General features: G+C 60.2%; 10 protein-coding genes. 7 read left to right on the forward strand and 3 right to left on the reverse strand.

Annotated features, from left to right (window positions below; all coding sequences use genetic code 11):
- Nucleotides 1-11 precede the first annotated feature (11 nt).
- The 4 genes from QD461_RS10000 (at nucleotide 12) to QD461_RS10015 (ending at nucleotide 11,539) form a co-directional block, all read left to right on the forward strand.
- On the forward strand, nucleotides 12-644 hold the full coding sequence (locus QD461_RS10000) for a PQQ-binding-like beta-propeller repeat protein (RefSeq protein WP_414087596.1): 633 nt from the start codon (nucleotides 12-14) through the stop codon (nucleotides 642-644).
- 212 nt (nucleotides 645-856) lie between these two features.
- Nucleotides 857-1,558 (forward strand): GntR family transcriptional regulator, encoded by a 702-nt coding sequence (locus tag QD461_RS10005; protein WP_184703655.1) that lies wholly within the window; start codon nucleotides 857-859, stop codon nucleotides 1,556-1,558.
- Nucleotides 1,559-1,723: 165 nt separating this feature from the next.
- Nucleotides 1,724-2,686, forward strand: coding sequence for a dihydrodipicolinate synthase family protein (locus QD461_RS10010; RefSeq protein WP_414087597.1), 963 nt, complete (start codon nucleotides 1,724-1,726; stop codon nucleotides 2,684-2,686).
- A 348-nt stretch (nucleotides 2,687-3,034) separates the two neighbouring features.
- Nucleotides 3,035-11,539, forward strand: coding sequence for a GH36-type glycosyl hydrolase domain-containing protein (locus QD461_RS10015; protein ID WP_414087598.1), 8,505 nt, complete (start codon nucleotides 3,035-3,037; stop codon nucleotides 11,537-11,539).
- 184 nt (nucleotides 11,540-11,723) lie between these two features.
- Here the strand turns inward: QD461_RS10015 and QD461_RS10020 are convergent, their stop codons facing one another.
- Both QD461_RS10020 and QD461_RS10025 read right to left on the reverse strand, forming a co-directional pair.
- Complete coding sequence (locus QD461_RS10020; protein ID WP_414087599.1) at nucleotides 11,724-13,376, reverse strand: alpha/beta hydrolase; 1,653 nt, start codon at nucleotides 13,374-13,376, stop codon at nucleotides 11,724-11,726.
- Between the two features lie 133 nt (nucleotides 13,377-13,509).
- Nucleotides 13,510-13,968, reverse strand: coding sequence for a DUF1801 domain-containing protein (locus QD461_RS10025; protein ID WP_414087600.1), 459 nt, complete (start codon nucleotides 13,966-13,968; stop codon nucleotides 13,510-13,512).
- A 150-nt stretch (nucleotides 13,969-14,118) separates the two neighbouring features.
- On the opposite strand from QD461_RS10025, the gene greA reads away from it, so the two are divergent.
- Nucleotides 14,119-14,601 (forward strand): transcription elongation factor GreA, encoded by a 483-nt coding sequence (greA, locus tag QD461_RS10030; protein ID WP_414087601.1) that lies wholly within the window; start codon nucleotides 14,119-14,121, stop codon nucleotides 14,599-14,601.
- A 169-nt stretch (nucleotides 14,602-14,770) separates the two neighbouring features.
- Here the strand turns inward: greA and QD461_RS10035 are convergent, their stop codons facing one another.
- Nucleotides 14,771-15,544 (reverse strand): L,D-transpeptidase, encoded by a 774-nt coding sequence (locus tag QD461_RS10035; protein WP_414087602.1) that lies wholly within the window; start codon nucleotides 15,542-15,544, stop codon nucleotides 14,771-14,773.
- Between the two features lie 321 nt (nucleotides 15,545-15,865).
- Here QD461_RS10035 and QD461_RS10040 point away from each other — a divergent pair, with 321 nt between their 5' ends.
- Nucleotides 15,866-16,540 carry a response regulator transcription factor gene (locus QD461_RS10040; RefSeq protein WP_414087603.1) on the forward strand — a complete coding sequence of 225 codons (675 nt, stop codon included), beginning with the start codon at nucleotides 15,866-15,868 and terminating at the stop codon, nucleotides 16,538-16,540.
- Nucleotides 16,537-17,994 (forward strand): sensor histidine kinase, encoded by a 1,458-nt coding sequence (locus QD461_RS10045; protein WP_414087604.1) that lies wholly within the window; start codon nucleotides 16,537-16,539, stop codon nucleotides 17,992-17,994. The genes QD461_RS10040 and QD461_RS10045 overlap by 4 nt, the downstream gene beginning before the upstream one ends.
- Nucleotides 17,995-18,035: the final 41 nt, after the last annotated feature.

The following is an 18,035-nucleotide window of genomic DNA, read 5'->3' on the forward strand; positions in this document are numbered from 1 at the left end:
AGGGTAGGGCAATGAAAAAATCTCAAGCAGAGATCATTCGTGAATATGGTCCGTTCGATGATGCGCCTCGCATCAACGGTGTCACGTTCGACGGCATGCATGTCTGGTTCGCCGCCGGTGACAAGCTGCATGCGCTCGATCCGGAAAGTGGCGCGCGGGTGCGCTCCATCGAGGTGGAATCGCACGCGGGCACGGCGTTCGACGGGCGTTATCTTTACCAGATCGCCGAGGACAGAATTCACAAGATCGACCCGGATAGCGGCAAAGTGCTGTCGACCATTCCGGCGCCTGGCAATGGCGGCGATTCTGGTCTTGCCTGGTGCGAGGGAAGTTTGTGGGTCGGCCAGCATCGTGGTCGCAGGATCCACGAGATCGACCCGGAGACCGGTGCTATCCGCCGTACCATCGAATCGAACCGCATCGTAACCGGTGTCACCTGGGTCGATGGCGAGCTGTGGCATGGAACCTGGGAGGGTGACGAAAGCGACATTCGCCGTATCGACCCGGCAACGGGCGAGGTGCTGGAACGGTTGGAGATGCCCGAGGGCGTTGGCGTTTCCGGCTTGGAATCCGACGGCAGGGATCGATTCTATGCGGGTAGCGGAGGCGGCGGCAAGCTGCGGGCGATCCGCCGTCCACGTTGAAGAGCGTCTTTTCAACTCGTTGATCGTGCAGCATACGGGAGGCCGCCATCGCGGCCTCCCGTATGCTTTTTGGTGTCGTCGTCGCTCAATGCCGGAGGTGCTGGCGCTTCGGACATCTTGTCGTGCAAGGTTGGACCGCCGTCGTCAGAGCGCCGTTGATTTACCGGGCATGCCCCTTTATTTCTCACGCTGAAAGAAGAGGTCAGCTAGTCATGGATAATGAAACAAGCCTGCGAAACGAGCGCAAGCGCGGCTCTGGCGTGAAGGTGGTCTACGATATCTTGCGCGACGAGATTCTGCATCTGGAACTGCCGCCGGGCAGCCCCATCGACGAAGTGCAGCTCTCCGAACGCTTCGGCATGTCGCGCACCCCGATCCGCGAAGCGCTGGTGCGGCTTGCCGGCGAGGGGCTGATTGATACGCTGCCCAATCGCTCGACCATGGTGTCGCAGATCGACTTCCTCAACATGCACAGCTATTTCGATGCGTTGGTGCTGATGTATCGTGTCACGACGCAGCTTGCGGCGAAGTATCACCGGCCCGAAGATCTGGAGATCGTGCGCGCGCGCCAGGCGGAGTTTGCCGCCGCCGTCGAGGCGCAGGACGCGCTTGCGATGATCTCCACCAATGCCGAATTACATCTTGCCATCGCGGAAGCGGGTCGCAACCCTTATTTCACCGCTCTCTTTGGCCGCCTGCTCAACGAGGGCCGGCGCATTCTCCGTCTCTACTACCAATCCTACAATGATCGGCTGCCCCGTCGTTTCGTCGAGGAGCATGATGAGATGATCGCCGCCATTGCCGCGCGCGATACCGATCTTGCCGAGAGCCTTGCACGGCTGCATGCGGAACAGATCGTGGCGCAGGTGCAGAAGCTTTTGGTTCGGGGGGACCGCCTGGATGTGAAGCTCTGAAATTTCGGAGCCTCGAACCTGTCTTGCTTGCATATTTCTTGTCGACAAATTGAATACAAAGCTGTATTGATATTGCTGAGAAGGTGACGAGGGGCCGAGATTGGGCCTGGCATCGTTGCCGATGCATTCCAAGCCCAAGAGGCCAAGCCCCAAGAGGACAGACAGATGACCGCAAGCATTTTCTCCGGCGTGATCCCGGCCCTGATGACGCCGTGCAAGGCCGACCGCAGCCCCGACTTCGACGCGCTGGTCAAGAAGGGCAAGGAGCTGATCGCTGCCGGSATGTCGGCGGTAGTCTATTGYGGCTCGATGGGCGACTGGCCGCTCTTAAGCGATGCCCAGCGCATGGAAGGCGTCGAGCGCCTGGTCAAGGCCGGCATCCCGGTCATCGTCGGCACCGGCGCCGTCAACACCGCCTCGGCGGTTGCCCATGCGGCRCATGCCCAGAAGGTCGGCGCCAAGGGCCTGATGGTCATCCCCCGCGTTCTGTCGCGCGGTTCGGTGATCGCCGCCCAGAAGGCGCATTTCAAGGCGATCCTRTCGGCGGCGCCGGATCTTCCGGCCGTCATCTACAACAGCCCCTATTACGGCTTTGCCACGCGCGCCGATCTGTTCTTTGCGCTGAGGGCCGAGCATGGCAATCTCGTCGGCTTCAAGGAGTTCGGCGGTCCGGCCGACATGCGCTATGCGGCGGAGAACATCACCAGCCGCGATGACGAGGTCTCGCTGATGATCGGCGTCGACACGGCGGTGTTCCACGGCTTCGTCAATTGCGGTGCGACGGGGGCGATCACCGGCATCGGCAATGTGCTGCCGAAGGAAGTGATCCATCTGTGCAAGCTCTCCCAGGCAGCGGCTGCGGGCGACGCCGATGCGCGTCAGCGGGCGCTCGAGCTCGAACAGGCACTGGCGGTGCTGTCGTCCTTCGACGAGGGTCCGGATCTGGTTCTCTACTTCAAGCACATGATGGTGCTGAAGGGCGACGAGGAATATGCGCTGCATTTCAACGAGAGCGATGTTCTGTCCGAGAGCCAGCGCGGCTATGTCGAGGCGCAGTTCAAGCTGTTCAACAGCTGGTATGGCGAATGGAGCAAGCTTGCCGGCGCCGTGCAGACCTACAAGGCCTGAGGCCCATGCGGGCGTCCCGCTTTCGACGCCCGCCGATGACCTGATATCCAAACTCAAAGGCCCCCAGCAAGGGGGCCTTTTGCGTTTCGGAGGCCCGATCACCCACCATAAAGATAAGGCATGCCAACTCCCCATTTCTGCTTGTTAAATATATAACTTGATTAATCGCGCGTTCATTTTGAAGCCGCTATTGAGAAGCGTTAACGGTTTCCACTATCTCATGTCTGAACACAGCTATTTTCCCTACAAGCCTATGAAGAGCCCGAACATGCAACTCTAGCGCCGTCAGCGCATTTTGTTTGGTTAGGATACTCAGTCGGATATGAATTCAACAGAAGAGCAGATGCCATGGTGTCTCAGAATTTAGCGGGCGGTTCGACCGCACAGGCCAAGTCGCCCCTTTCGGATCCGGATTTCGGAATCCGAGCCACTCTTTTGTCGAATGATCAGTTGCGAGCAAAGGCCGCTGGATTTGCGGAGAGCCGGCAGCTTGACGTCACGAGCTTTGAAAATTTCGATTTTTTTCAACGGCATCGCGAGAACGAAGGCGAGATCCTCCGGGTCTATAAATCCGCAGCGGCAGATGTCGATGCAGGCGAAAGCATCACTCCGGCAACGGAATGGCTGCTCGACAACCATTACATCGTCGAGGAGGCGATCCAGGAAGTCCGTCGTGACTTCCCGAGGAAGTTCTATCGCGAGCTGCGCACCATCAAGCTGAACGGGGTCGATATTCCCCGCACCCTGGCGCTCGCCTGGCTCTATATGGCCCATGCCCACAGCAATATCAGCAATCCCGGCATGGCGGCGGTGACGGAAGGTTTTCAGGACGTTCAGACCCTGCATATCGGCGAGCTTTGGGCTATGCCGTCGCTCGTTCGCTACGTGCTGATCGACAATCTCAGGCGCGTTGCAACGCGGATCGACAAGAGCCGCGAGATGCGCGGCATCGCCAACGACGCCGCCGGTAAGGCAATTGCGCTCGGCGACGCCAAATCGGTCGAATTCCTTGAGACGTTGGCGGCGAATCTCGGCGATTCGACCTTCGTTACCCAGCTGCACTATCGCCTGCGCAACGCCCTTGAGCCGACGGAGGCCGCGCTCGGCTGGCTGGAAGCAAAGCTCGCCGCAAATGGCGCCGACGCTGAAACCGTCATGTCCATCGAGCAGAGCCGGCTTGCGGCCGCCAATACGCTGATGGGCAGCATCATCAAGAGCCTCAGGGAGATCAACGATACCGATTGGTCTACCTGGGTCGAAGAGGTCAGCAAGATCGACAAGCTTCTGTGGAAGCAGACCGATTATGCCGAACTCGACTCCGGCTCGCGCAATTCCTATCGCCGCCAGATCGAAAAGCTGGCAAAGCGCAGCGAGAAGACCGAACTTGATATCGCCGAAGCAGCGATCAAGCTCGCCGAGCGCGCTAGCGCCGGTGGCAAGGACGCGTCGGCTGCCGCCACCAATGTCGGCTATTTTCTGGTTGGCGCAGGGCGCCCCGCGCTCGAGGCGGAGATTGGCTTCCGCAAGCCGCTCGGCGTGCGGTTCATGCGGGCGATGCGCCGGTTGAACTGGCTCGCGATCGCCGTACCTGTCCTGGCCCTCACGCTGCTAGCGCTCGTCGCTGTCGGCGCTGTTTTCGTCAGCACGGGAATTCCTCTTTTTGCGACGATCGTTCTGCTGCTGGCATTCGCGCTTCCGGCCTCGGAAGGTGCCACAGGCCTCTTCAACTTTTTCGCCACCTTCTTCATCGCTCCCGATCGCCTGATCGGCTACGAATTCAAGAAGGGCTTGCCGGCTGAGGCTCGCACGCTCGTGACGATTCCAAGCCTCATCGGCAAGCGCGAGCATGTGGATGAACTGCTCCGCAATCTCGAAGTTCACTATCTCGCTAATCCGCGCGGCGAAGTTTACTACGCGCTGCTCACCGACTGGCCCGATAGTCAGGAAGAGCAGAATGCGCGCGATCTCGAAGTTCTCGATTACGCACGTCGACAGATGGCCAATCTGGATGCGCGCTACGCCGAGAACGGCAAGCAACGCTTCTACCTCCTGCACCGTCGTCGCCTTTATAATGAGGCCGAAGGTGCCTGGATGGGCTGGGAGCGCAAGCGCGGCAAGCTGCATGAGCTGAACATGCTGCTGCGCGGCGATCCGAATACCACCTTCCTTCCCGGCGCCGACACCGTGCCGCAGGACGTGAAATACGTCATGACCTTGGACAGTGATACGCGCATTATTCGCGACACCGTGACCAAGCTTGTCGGCAAGCTTCATCATCCCATCAACCGCCCGGTCTTCAATGAGAAGAGCCAGCGCGTGGTCGACGGCTACAGCGTCCTGCAGCCGCGCGTCACACCGTCGCTGACAACGGGCAAGGATGCATCCGCCTTCCAGCGCATCTTCTCGGTCAATCGCGGTCTCGACCCTTATGTCTTCGCCGTCTCCGACGTCTATCAGGACATCACGGGCGAAGGCACCTTCACGGGCAAAGGTCTCTATCACGTCGACGCTTTCGAAGCCTCGCTCAAGGGCAGGATCGCGGAAAACTCGGTGCTGAGCCATGATTTGCTCGAAGGCTCAATGGCGCGCTGCGCCCTGGTAACCGACTGCGAGCTCGTCGAGGATTTCCCGATCCGCTACGAAGTGGAAGTCTCGCGGCAGCATCGCTGGGCCCGAGGCGACTGGCAGCTGCTTCCCTATATTTTCGATCCGAAGCGTGGCGTGACGGCGCTCGGCCGCTGGAAGATGGCCGACAATCTTCGTCGTTCCCTGACGCCGATCGCCTGGTTCCTGGCGTCCGCCCTCGGCTGGTACTGGATGAGCCCGCTCGGCGCGCTGCTCTGGCAGATCGTGTTGATCTTCAGCCTGTTTGTGGCGCCGACATTGTCGTTGATCAACGGCATCATCCCGCGCACGAGCGACATCATCCTGGGCGCGCATCTGCATATGGTCTGGACCGATATCCAGAATGCGAACGCCCAGGTCGCGTTGCGCGTCGTCTTCATTGCCGACAGCGCATGCGTCATGGCCGATGCCATCCTTCGCTCGCTCTATCGTCTTTTCGTCAGCCACAAGCTGATGCTGCAATGGCGCACCGCCGCAAGCGCCCAGGCTTCGGCGCAGACCACCGTCCTTGGCCACTACAAGGTCATGTGGCGCGCTCCAGTGCTTGCCATCCTTGCGTTGCTCTTCGCCATGTATTCCGGCGACAGCGCCTATCTGGTCGGCGTACCCTTCGTCATTCTCTGGGTGCTTTCGCCCATGATCGCCTGGATCGTCAGCCAGACGGCGGAGACCGAAGACCGACTGGTCGTTCCCGACAAGGTCAGAAGCGAGCTTCGCAAGATCGCGCGGCGGACCTGGCGCTACTTCGACAATTTCGTCGTGCCCGGCCAGCATTACCTGCCGCCCGATAACGTCCAGCAGACGCCGCATGCGGTCGTCGCCATGCGTACTTCGCCGACGAATATCGGCGTCTATCTCCTGTCGGTGATTTCGGCGCGCCAGTTCGGCTGGATTTCGTTCGAGGAGGCGGTCAAGCGCATCGAACAGACGATCGACACCACCGAGAAGCTTGAAAAATATCGCGGCCACCTGTTCAACTGGTATCACACGGATACTCTGAAGCCGCTCGGCCGCAAATACGTCTCGTCGGTCGATAGCGGCAACCTCGCCGGCCACCTGATCGCGGTGGGTTCCGCCTGCCGTAGTTGGGCACAGTCGCCTACGGCTCAGCTTCACGGCAGTCTCGATGGTATCGGCGACATTGTCGGCATTCTCCGCGAAGTCCTTGCCGAACTTGCGGATGACAACAAGACGAGCCGCGACCTTCGGGATCGCGTCGACGAACGGATTGCCGCTCTCGAAAACACGCTCGCCAGTACCAAGCAGAAGAAGGAATTCTCGCTGGCCGCCATCGAGCGGCTGGTAGAGGATGCCCGTGAGATCGGCAAAGCTGCCGGCAATCTCGACCAGGAGGTCAAGACCGCCCGGAGTGAGGAAGTCGTTTATTGGGCCGGCAGGCTCGTTGCGACCTGCGAGCTTCATCTGGTCGACAATGCGCTCGATCAGGCGAAGATCGATGGCATCTCCGAAAGACTGATCGCGGTCGGCGCTCGCGCTCGCGACATCGCCTTCGCCATGGACTTCAGCTTCCTGTTCCGTCCGGAGCGTCGCCTGCTGTCGATCGGCTTCCGGGTCGAAACCGAAGAGGTCGACGCCGCCTGCTACGATTTGCTGGCATCCGAAGCGCGCCTGACCAGCCTCTTTGCCGTCGCCAAGGGCGACCTGCCGACCGAGCACTGGTACAAGCTTGGACGTCACGTCGTTCCGGTGGGACCGCGCGGTGCGCTGGTCTCCTGGTCGGGCTCGATGTTCGAATATCTCATGCCGCCGCTTGTCATGCAGGAGCGTCAGGGCGGTATCCTCAATCAGACCAACAATCTGATCGTCCAGGAGCAGATGAACTACGCCAAGCGCCTCGGCGTCGGCATCCCCTGGGGTATCTCGGAAGCGGCCTTCAATGCCCGCGACCACCAGATGAACTATCAATACAGCAATTTCGGCGTGCCGACACTCGGTCTGAAGCGCGGCCTTGGCCAGAATGCCGTTATCGCGCCCTATGCTTCACTGCTCGCAAGCCAGTACAATCCAGTGGCCGCACTCGAGAACCTCGACAAGCTTAGAGCTGTTGGCGCACTCGGCATGTACGGCTTCCACGATGCCGTCGATTTCACGCCGAGCCGCGTGCCCGAAGGCAAGAAGTGCGCGGTCGTCTACAACTACTACGCCCACCACCATGGCATGTCGATCGCAGCCGTCGCCAACGTCGCTTTCGACGGGCTGCTGCGCGAGCTCTTCCATGCCGACCCGGTGATCGAGGCGGCCGAGCTGCTGCTGCAGGAAAAGGCGCCGCGCGACATCCCGGTCATGGCCTCCAAACACGAGACGGATGCTCCGGCAACCATTCAAGGCGATCTGATGCGTCCCGAAGTGCGTCGCGTCGAGGATCCCGCATCGCGCGAGCGGGAATTACTGCTGCTGTCCAACGGTCGTTATTCGACGATGCTGACCGCGACCGGCGCCGGCTATACGCGCTGGAACAACCTGTCCATCAACCGGTGGCGTGCCGATCCGACCGAAGATCGTTGGGGCTCCTTCGTCTTCCTGCGGGACACGGCATCGCACGAATGGTGGTCCGCCACCGCTGAGCCGCGCTCCATCGCAAACGAGCACGTTCGCGTCACCTTCAGCGACGACAAGGCCGAGTTCGTCAAGACCGTCGGTGAATTGACGAGCGAAATGGAAGTCTTCATCGCGAGCGATCACGATGCGGAAGGCCGTCGCCTGACGATCACCAATTCCGGTACGGAAGACCGGGTGATCGAAGTCACCTCCTATATGGAGCCGGTTGCCACGCTCGATATCGTCGATACCGGGCATCCTGTCTTCGCCCGCATGTTCGTGCATACCGAGATTGCTAGCCGCGGCGACGCCATCTTCGTCGAGCGCCGAAAGCGCGGCGTCACCGATCCGGAAGTTGCGATCGCGCAGCTTGTCGTCGACGGCAGCGGTGGCGACGGCCCGACCCAGTTCGAAACCGACCGCATGCGCTTCCTCGGAAGAGGTCGCACGCTGACGGAAGCTGCCGCCTTCGACGAAGGCGCCACGCTCTCGGGCACGGACGGTTTCACCATGGATGCCTGCGTCTCGCTGCGCCGCGTCGTGCGCATTCCGGCGGGCAAGAAGGTCAGCCTGGTCTTTTGGACCATCGCGGCCGGAAATAGGGCGGAACTCGAGACGGCGGTGGAGCACTATCGTCAGCCCGACAGCTTTGCCCAGGGCCTCGTTCAGGCCTGGACGCGCACCCAGAAGCAGCTGCGTCAGATCGGTGTCAACTCGAAGGAAGCGGCGGCCTATCAGCGCTTTGCGCGCTATATCGTCTATCCCGAGATGTCGCTGCGTGCGGACAAGCAGACGGTTCGTGCCGGCCTGCGGTCTCAGTCGGTTCTTTGGGGAGCAACGCTCTCCGGCGACGCGCCGATCATGACCTTGCGCATTACCGACGAGCTTGGCACCGATCTCGTCAAGGAGCTGCTGCGCGCGCAGGGCTTCCTGCAATCGCGCGGCGTCGAGGTCGATCTCGTGATCTTCAACGAGCGTACCGGCGAGGACGCCTCGGAGATGCAACGTACGATCGACCAACTTTGCGATGGCGCGCGCCATGCAAGCGAGGCGGCCGGCATTCAGCGCAACATCTATGTGATCCGCAAGGATATGACCGCTCCGGAAGTCTATGATGCCATCATCGCGACCTCGCGCATCGTGCTGCGTGGCCGGGACGGCAGCCTGAACGATCAGCTGGAACGGGCCCGCTCCGTTGCAGGATCGCCGGCGCTGCTTGGCCAGTGGGGCGATTCCACGCTCGTGCCGAGGATGACGCGCAGCAAGGCTGCGCCGACGAATGGCGACGGCAGCGATCTGATGTTCTGGAACGGCTATGGCGGCTTTGCAGCCGATGGCAGCGAGTACGTCGTGCGCCTTTCGGGCGGAGAACAGACGCCGCATCCGTGGGTCAACATCATGGCCAATGAGAACTTCGGTTTCCATGTCTCGGCCGAAGGTGCGGCCTTCACCTGGAGCCAGAACTCCCGTGACCATCAGCTGACGCCCTGGACCAACGACATGGTCATCAACAGGCCTGGCGAAGCTTTCTATATCAAGGACCTCGATCGCGGTTCGATCATCGTTCCCTATGCTGCCCTGGCTCAGACTTCGGATACGAACTTCGAGGTTCGCCACGGCCTGGGCTATTCGGTCTTCTCCACGACCCAGGACGAAATCTCGCTGGAAGTCACCCAGACGCTCCATATGCAGAAGTCGGTCAAGCTGACGCAGCTGCGCATTCGCAACACCGCAAGCGAAGCACGCAAGCTTCGTCTCTACGGCTATGCCGAATGGATTCTCGGCAACAACCCGACCAAGAGCAAACCATACATCGTCTCCGAATTCGATCGGGAGAGCGGTGTGATCTTCGCGAACAATCCGTTCAGCGTCGATTTCGGCGGGCGCGTGGCGTCGTTTGCGGCGAGCGAAAAGCCCTCAAGTGTTTCCGGCAGCCGCCGCGAATTCATCGGCCGCCACGGAACGATCCAGCAGCCTCGCAAGGTTTCCGCGGGCTCGCGTCTCTCTGACGTGATCGAACTTGATGGCGATCCGGCAGCAGCCATGGCCTTCGATCTGACGATCGAGCCGGGCGAGGAGCGCGCCATCTACTTCTATATGGGCGATGCCGGCTCGCGCGAGGAATCGGCAGCGCTCATGGCCGACATCCGCTCTGTCAGCTTCGAGGAAGTGCTCGGCAAGACCAAGGGCTACTGGAAGACGTTCACGGGCAAGGCACGCGTCTCGACCCCGGATCAGCGCTTCGACTTCATGGTCAACAACTGGCTGCCTTATCAGACGCTTAGCTGCCGCATCATGGCGCGCACCGCCTTCTACCAGTCGAGCGGCGCCTGGGGCCTGCGCGATCAGCTGCAGGATTCTCTGGCCTTCCTCCTGCATTCGCCTGACATTGCCCGCAAGCAAATCCTCAACACCGGCCGTCGCCAGTTTGCCAAGGGCGACTTCCAGCACTGGTGGCTGGCAGACAGCGGCGCCGGCGTCAGGACGAACATTTCGGACGATCCGGTCTGGCTCGCCTACGCGGTCGAGCAATATTGCACGGCGACGGGCGATACGGCGATCTTCGACGAAATGCTGCCCTTCGTCGAAGGGGCAGAGCTTAGCCCGGGCCAGTACGACGCATTCCTCGTGCCGCGTGTCTCCGCCGAGAACGCATCGCTCTATGAGCATGCTGCCCTTGGCCTTGATCTGGCAATCAAGCGCACCGGCGTAAAGGGCCTGCCGCTGATGATGAGCGGCGACTGGTGCGACAAGATGGACCGCGTCGGCATCGATGGCCGTGGCGAAAGCGTGTGGCTCGGCTGGTTCTTGGCGGGCGCCCTGCGCCGGTTCATCGGCTATGCCGAGGCGCGTGGCGACACGCAGCGCGTCAGCCGCTGGTCGGAACATCTGACCAAGCTGAAGGAAGCGCTCGAAACCTCCGGCTGGGATGGTGATTACTACCGCCGCGGCTATTTCGACAACGGCGCGCCGCTCGGCTCCAGCCAGTCCGATCAGGCAAAGATCGACTCCATCGCCCAGTCGTGGAGCGTTCTGTCGGGCGAGGGCAATCCGGAGCGCAGCGAGATGGCGATGAACGCCGTCCTCGAAAAGCTCGCGGACAAGGAAGACGGGTTCATCCGCTTGCTGACGCCTCCCTTTACCAACCCGGCCAACGACCCCGGTGCCATCAAGGCATATCCTCCGGGCGTTCGCGAAAATGGCGGTCAGTACACCCACGCCGCGGTGTGGACAACGCTCGCCTTTGCGCGCATGGGCCGCTCGGAAGATGCATGGCGCTGCTTCGAGATGCTCAACCCGATCAATCACTCGCTCGATAAGTCTGCGGCGGATGTCTACCGCGTTGAGCCCTATGTGATTGCCGGCGACGTCTATGGCGAAGGCGCCCTCAAGGGTCGTGGCGGCTGGAGCTGGTACACCGGCTCGGGCGGTTGGCTCTATCGCACGGCGATCGAGGGCATCCTCGGTGTGCGCGTCGAGAACGGTCATCTCCATGTGAAGCCGGCGCTGCCGGCAAAGTGGGATAATTTCTCGGCGGATCTCGACTTGCCAAGCGGAAAGTACCAGGTGTCCGTCTCTAAGGACGCTGCCGGAGATCGCTATGCTGTGACTGTTAACGGCGTTGCGCTCGACTATCTTAACGAGGGGTATCGGCTCGGCGGGCACTAACGCATGTCGAGCAAAAGCGCACAGCGGTTCTTGAAGGGATCGTAGCGCACTTTAACAAAACACTACGCAAAAGGCCGCCAGGCTTTAGTCTGGCGGCCTTTTGCGTTAGAGGGCGGCAAATCGACGAACACAGCAATTGCGAATGAGCGTGATTGCTCGCCACCGGCCTCCCGCTGTTCACATGTCACGGCGTCATGCCGAAGCGCGAGGCGAAGAGCGATTTCAGCCGTGTGACATCCTGCGGCGCGATTGAGGCGTCGGTCAGCGATATCCAGCCGTCTATGTAGTGCTGCGGTGCATAGATATGCCCGTAGCCAACCGGTGAGGTGGTGGCGATCATCATGTCGAAAAGCAGCTGCAGCATCGTCACCACGGGTATCCAGGTGAGCTGAGGCGAAACATCCGGTCCACGCGGCGCCTTCATCCATTCAGGCTCGCGGAAGGCGGACGATGCGTCGAAGAAGACGACCGGGTCGCTGGCGTACTGGAGATAGATCACGCGAAGAGGCCCCCAGGGCGCGGCGTATTGCTCTGGCGGATGCTCTTGATTGGCAAACCGGATTACCGATCCGTTGCGGAATTTCGGCAACCATTCCGGCGTGCCGGGATTTCGTGCCGCGGTCGCCGCCATCCACCGGGCGCTGCGGAAGGGAGGTCCGCTCCACAAGGCGCCATTCACCGGGTCGCCGATGACATTGTAGATATCGAGCGATAGTTGCGAATTCAGCGCTCCAAGGCTTAATCCATGCAGATAGAGCTTCGGGCGCTTGTCGTGTGGGAGTTTTGACCAGTAGCCATAAACGGCATCGAAGAGGTCGACGGCCGTTTCCTCGCCTTCCCGTGGTTCGAATAGAAGCGACATCCAGCTCGTGAGGTATGAATATTGAACGGCGACGCTGGCGACATCGCCCTGTTGCAGATATTCCAGCGTGTCCATGGCTGCGGGGTATATCCAGCCTGTCCCGGTCGGTACGATCACGACCAGAAGCGAGCGCTCGAAAGCTCCCTGCCGTATCAACTCCTTCAGGGCAAGAGCAGCACGCTCCTTGCTCGTTTCGGCATTGTTCAGTCCGACATAGATGCGAAGCGGCTCCTGTGATTTGGTGTTCCAGAAGCTGGAGATTTCATTCGCCGTCGGGCCGGATACGATGAAGTGCCGCCCTTGCCGGCCGAGGCCTTGCCATTCGACGAGCGAGGCGTAGCTGCCGGTTTTCGTCGCCTCCTGCGGGCTTGGCTGATCAGTTTCCATCAGTGCGTCTGCCTGCTGAAAGGAGGCATCCGCCGCGTCAAGCGCAAGGCGAAGCAATATTCCCTGGCCGATCGACCAGAACAACGCGATAGCCAATAAGGACCCCATGACTTTTGACAGCCGACTTGGCACCATACGCGAAAGCCATTTTGAAAAGATCAGGCAGACCAGGCGAAACAAGCGTCCCAAGATTAGTGCCGCCAGAAAGGTCACAGCGGCCACTGCCGCAAGCCAATAGGGCTCTGCGGTGGCGATCGGCGGCATTTTCCACAAAAGACGGATCGAGTTTTGCCAGAATGTGGCATGCCAGAGCGCGGCAAGGCAGAGGGCGAGACATGCCATCCCTATTGCCCATCGCACCGGTTTCAACGAACTGTCCGGGGCGGGCAGCTGAAGGTAGAACCAAAGCCAGGTCAGCGCGGTGCCGATCATATAGCCGATGCCCGCACTGATGCCGGAGAGTGCACCCTGGACGAGATAGGAGCGCGGCATGAGGCTTGGCGTCAGCGATGCTGCGAAAAACACAAGCCCCATGACCATGCCGAGGAGCGAAAGGGAGTAGAATATCTCCTTGTCCAGACGACGCATGGCGTTCCTTTGCGCTACGTTACAAATATGCGGGCAGCAATTGCCTGACGGATGGGCGCGGCTGTGGGGGATGCTACGCAATCATGCCGGGAATGCCAAGAAATGTCGGCGACAAGATCGGGCAGCCGATGGTTTACATACGTTCGCCGGGCAGCTCGCTCGCCTGTCTTACCCAAGTGACAAATTGGGTTTCATCGATGATGTCGCCTTCGCGGATATTGAGGTAGCGCGTATCTTGGGCTTTGGATTCACCGGGTGGGATCGGTTGCAGCGATGCTCCGCGAAAGAAGGCGATCTTGATGTATTTTGCAAAGCAATGAATGCCGAGGAACCAGCCATCATCTTCGATGCCGTAGAGTGGTGAATTCCATTTCACCGCTTTTCGGACATTGGGAACGGTTTGCTTGATCAAGGCGTCGAGCTTTCGGCCGACCTCGCTCTTCCAACCTGGCATGGCAGCGATATAGGCCTGCACCGGTTCATCGCCATACCCCTTGGCGATTTGCGGGTTGCCGCCCGACAGCAACTTTGGCTCCGCCATAGTCGAACCCGGTTCTGACTTTGTCGCCGGTTTGGAAGTTTTGTTCGTCATTGCATTTCCCCGCAGTCGCCATCCGGTCTATTGTGTCAGGCATATTTGGTATTTGATCCCCGTCGTTCCAGAGATGCAACATGCTTTCTGATCGGCGGGGCGCTCGACCCGGGTGATGCCGGGGCGTCGTGCGCGAGATGGAGTTTGAAATTGAGCACCGCGTTCATGAAGGAAGAAAGTGCGGAAACGGCAGCGGAAACCCTGCTGCCCGACCGGACCATTTCTGAGCATCCGAACCTCGTAACCGAGGCGGGGTTGAAGGCGCTGGAGCAGCAGCTTCAGCAGGCGCGGGAAGCCTACGAGGCGACCACCGGAATTGAGGATGTCAACGAGCGTCGCCGGCAGGGCGCTATCCCGTTGCGCGATGTGCGCTATCTCGTCGAACGTGTTCGGACTGCCGAGATCATGCCCGCTCCGGCGTCTTCTGACCTTGTCGCCTTCGGAAGCACGGTCACCTATAGCCGCGAAGACGGGCGGGTGCAGCGATATCGTATCGTTGGTGAGGACGAGGCGAATCCGAAGGCCGGATCGATATCCTATGTCTCCCCCGTGGCACGGCTCCTGATGGGCAAGGCCGTTGGCGATTTCGTCAGCCTCGGCAATGAGGAACTGGAGATCACTGCGATCGAATAGGCTTCCGTCGCAAAGCCTTTCGTACGGAGCGAGGCAAGAGGGAGAAGGGCGGCCGAGTGGATGGTTCGGCCATCCATGGAGGCTTGCGCACTTCATCGAACTGCGAACGCCCTACCCCATTGTTGTTGCACATTCCGGGCGTAGAACCGCCGCTCCTTTCTGGATTTGCTTAGGCCCCGGTTCCGCGCAGAGGGGTCTGATAGACCACAATTCGGGCGTGATACGGGATGCGCTCATAGAGGTCGATTGCGTCCTGATTGATCAATCTGACGCAGCCGGAAGAGGTTGCCTTGCCGATCGATCTCCAGTCGGGTGTGCCGTGCAGGCGGTAGAGCGTGTCCTTGCCATCCTGGAAAATATAGAGCGCGCGGGCGCCGAGCGGATTCTTCAATCCAGGCGCCATGCCGCCATTGGCGACGGAGAATTTTGCAAGGCCGGGCTGACGGGCAATCATGTCGGTCGGCGGCTTCCAGCGCGGCCAATGCTGACGCCAGTGAATGGTGCCTTCACCCTTCCAGGCGAAGCCTTCGCGTCCGATCCCCACGCCGTAACGCAATGCCTTGCCGCCGGGCTGTACGAGGTAGAGGAAGCGCGACGCCGTGTCGACGACGACAGTGCCGGCCGGCTCGCCGGTGGGGTCGACGACCTGCTGGCGATAATATTTCGGATCGATCTTCTCATAGGGGATGGCGGGAATGGTGAATCCGCCATCCTGGAGTTGAGCGTATCGGGTGGCAACTTCCGGTGAGGTCGCGGGGGCGGGCGCAGGAGCAACGACTTCCGGCTCGACCACCGGTTTGATCGTTGGCAACGGCGTTTTAAGCTGCGCCTGATCGCCGGGACCTGTCTGCGGCACGGTGGAGCAGCCGGCCAGCGTTGCTGATGCGGCCAGCGAACCAAAAATGAAAGTTCGGCGGGAAAGGGTAGATGAAATGCGGCTCATGAGAATCGTGATGACTTGTTAACAAATAAGGCGGAGGGGTGAATTTCGCTCGACCGGTAGGTTCGATTTGTGGCTGGATTAGACCGGCAGGAGATGGAATAGCAAGTCGCGGACAACTTTTACGCAGCGTGTGACATTGTTAACACTTGTGCGATGCGTGGGATCTTCGCCCCTTTGTTGAAAGCTGAGCCTTATCCCATGATAATCGGTCGGATCTCTGCTTGCGCACCATTTCGGATGTCGACATGTAATGTATCTGCAATCTTTGGCATGTCAGTGGGGAAAGGGATGGCAGGACGCTGTCTCTTTTAGGGGAAGCGATTGCGGATCTTGCTACTTGAGGACGAGCCTGAAATGGCTCAGGCTTTGCTTGAGGCGCTACGGCGTCGCGACGTGCTGGCCGATCATGTCCGCACAATCGCGGATGCCGACGCGATGGCTCGTGTCGGCACCTATGACGTTCTGGTGCTGGACCGCCGCCTACCTGACGGCGAAGGCCTGGATCTCGTCGCCGCACTTCGTCAGCGCAAGCATCCGGTGCCGATTCTCGTTTTGACTGCGCTCGGTAGTGTCGATCATCGCGTCGATGGCCTCGACAGCGGTGCCGATGATTACCTCGCCAAGCCTTTCGCGATCGAGGAATTGCTCGCCCGGCTGCGGGCGCTCCAGCGGCGTGGTCCCACCATTTCCGACAAGTATCTCGATTTCCACAATCTGAGCGTCGATCCCCGCAGCAATGAAGTCTCTATAGCAGGTTCGATAATCGAATTTCCGAGACGGGAATATCTGGTACTGGAGGCATTGATGCGTCGCCCAAACCGGATCGTGACAAGATCGAATTTGATCGAAGCGGTCTATGCGTTGGAAGACGAAATCGGATCGAACGCTCTGGATGCGCATATCTCGCGAATTCGAAAGAAGCTTGTTCAGGCTGGAGCCGAGGTTGAGATAAGGGCCGTACGAAATATCGGCTACCTTGTCCGGGCTAAGGCATGAAAATAGAGCGCAGTCGCTCCTTGCGATGGGGCCTCATAAAGCGCCTGATTCCGTTGCAGGCGTTTCTTCTCGTCCTCTTCGTCGTCCTTCTCGTCGGCTGGGTCTGGATCATCAACCCGGAGCTGGAAGACACCAACGAACAAGCCGTTCGCATCGTTGCAGAGCATGTGACAAGAGATGCCGATGGTCGGCTACAGATGATTGACTCGGCTGCGCTCAAGGAGTTGAAGCGTCGGTCTCCCGATCTATGGTTCATCATCCGCGATGCTGACGGAGCTATATATCAGTATGGAGAGGCACCCGCGTTCCAGCTGAAGGAAGTTTTTCCTCGAGGCGTCGATCATGCAAGGCTGGAGGTCGGCAACGGGACCCATGCCGCGCTGGAAAACCGGGATACGTCGATTGGCAAACTTCAGTTTGTGGCAGCGACCGAACGCGGCTTTCCCAACGAAGGCCTTAACGTATGGATCAATATTCGTGTCGAGGTCGCGAAGGATGCTAACGGGCAGACCCCTTGGCTGAGCGTCTTACCGGCGATGGGGTTTGTCATTCTCATTGCCGTCGTTCCCATGCTGGCGCTCACCGGCGTGGCGACCTTGCTCGTAACGCCGCGAGCGGTTGGTCGCTCGCTGAGCGGCCTTGTTGAAACGGCAAGGCAAGCGCAGACGATCGACTTTGAGACCCGCGCGGCTAGGCTCGATCGCTCGAAGGTGCCAAATGAGATCATCCCCCTGGTGGATGCATTCAATCATGCTCTTGCCAAGCTGGATGAAGGCTATAACCGCCACAATCGCTTCCTGGCCGATGCAGCCCACGAGCTGAGGACGCCCATTGCGATCGCGCGAACGCGAGCCGATCTGCTTCCGGAGGCTGAAGTCAGCCAGCAGCTTCGCGGCGATATCGATCGTCTCTCGCGCGTGGCCCATCAGCTTCTGGAGATGCAGGCCATCGGCGCGGTCGAGCTGCGTGCGGAACGCGTGGACCTGAACATGCTGGTCGAGAACATCGCCGCCGACCTCGCCCCAATCGCTATGGATGCCGGCTACGAGTTCGATTTCGAGCCCAGCTCGAAGGAGGCCGCCTTTGTCGTTCAGACATCGACGATCGAGATGGCTGTCGTGAACCTCATTCGAAACGCCATCGATCATTCCGGCGGCAAGGGTGCAATCGTCGTCCGGGTCGGCGCGGCGGGCACCATCGATGTCTGCGACGAAGGTCCCGGCATTCCGCCACATGAGCGCGATCGCGTTTTCGAGCCATTCCGCCGCATCAACGCCAGCTCGTCGGGAGCTGGTCTGGGGTTGAACCTGGTCAAAAGAGCAGCCGAAATTCACGGCGGAAGAGTTTTGTTCTTTGATACCACTGCAGGTTTTTGCGTGCGGCTGGAGATCGGCTCGATCGCTCCGTCGCTAATTGCGGAAATAGACCGGCGAAGCGGCAAGATCAAGCGCTGAGCCTCCGAAGGGCGAAGGACCGGGCGCCGCAATCAGTCTTG

The sequence above is a fragment of the Rhizobium sp. BR 314 genome (assembly GCF_047445805.1).
In the GTDB taxonomy this organism is placed as follows: Bacteria; Pseudomonadota; Alphaproteobacteria; order Rhizobiales; family Rhizobiaceae; genus Rhizobium; species Rhizobium lusitanum_B.

What these genes read in the sequence shown, in the direction of transcription:
- QD461_RS10000 (WP_414087596.1), top strand. Translation starts at nt 12, where the DNA reads ATGAAAAAATCTCAAGCAGAGATCATTCGTGAATATGGTCCGTTCGAT.
- QD461_RS10005 (WP_184703655.1), top strand. Translation starts at nt 857, where the DNA reads ATGGATAATGAAACAAGCCTGCGAAACGAGCGCAAGCGCGGCTCTGGC.
- QD461_RS10015 (WP_414087598.1), top strand. Translation starts at nt 3,035, where the DNA reads ATGGTGTCTCAGAATTTAGCGGGCGGTTCGACCGCACAGGCCAAGTCG.
- QD461_RS10020 (WP_414087599.1), bottom strand. Translation starts at nt 13,376, where the DNA reads ATGCGTCGTCTGGACAAGGAGATATTCTACTCCCTTTCGCTCCTCGGC.
- QD461_RS10025 (WP_414087600.1), bottom strand. Translation starts at nt 13,968, where the DNA reads ATGACGAACAAAACTTCCAAACCGGCGACAAAGTCAGAACCGGGTTCG.
- QD461_RS10035 (WP_414087602.1), bottom strand. Translation starts at nt 15,544, where the DNA reads ATGAGCCGCATTTCATCTACCCTTTCCCGCCGAACTTTCATTTTTGGT.
- QD461_RS10045 (WP_414087604.1), top strand. Translation starts at nt 16,537, where the DNA reads ATGAAAATAGAGCGCAGTCGCTCCTTGCGATGGGGCCTCATAAAGCGC.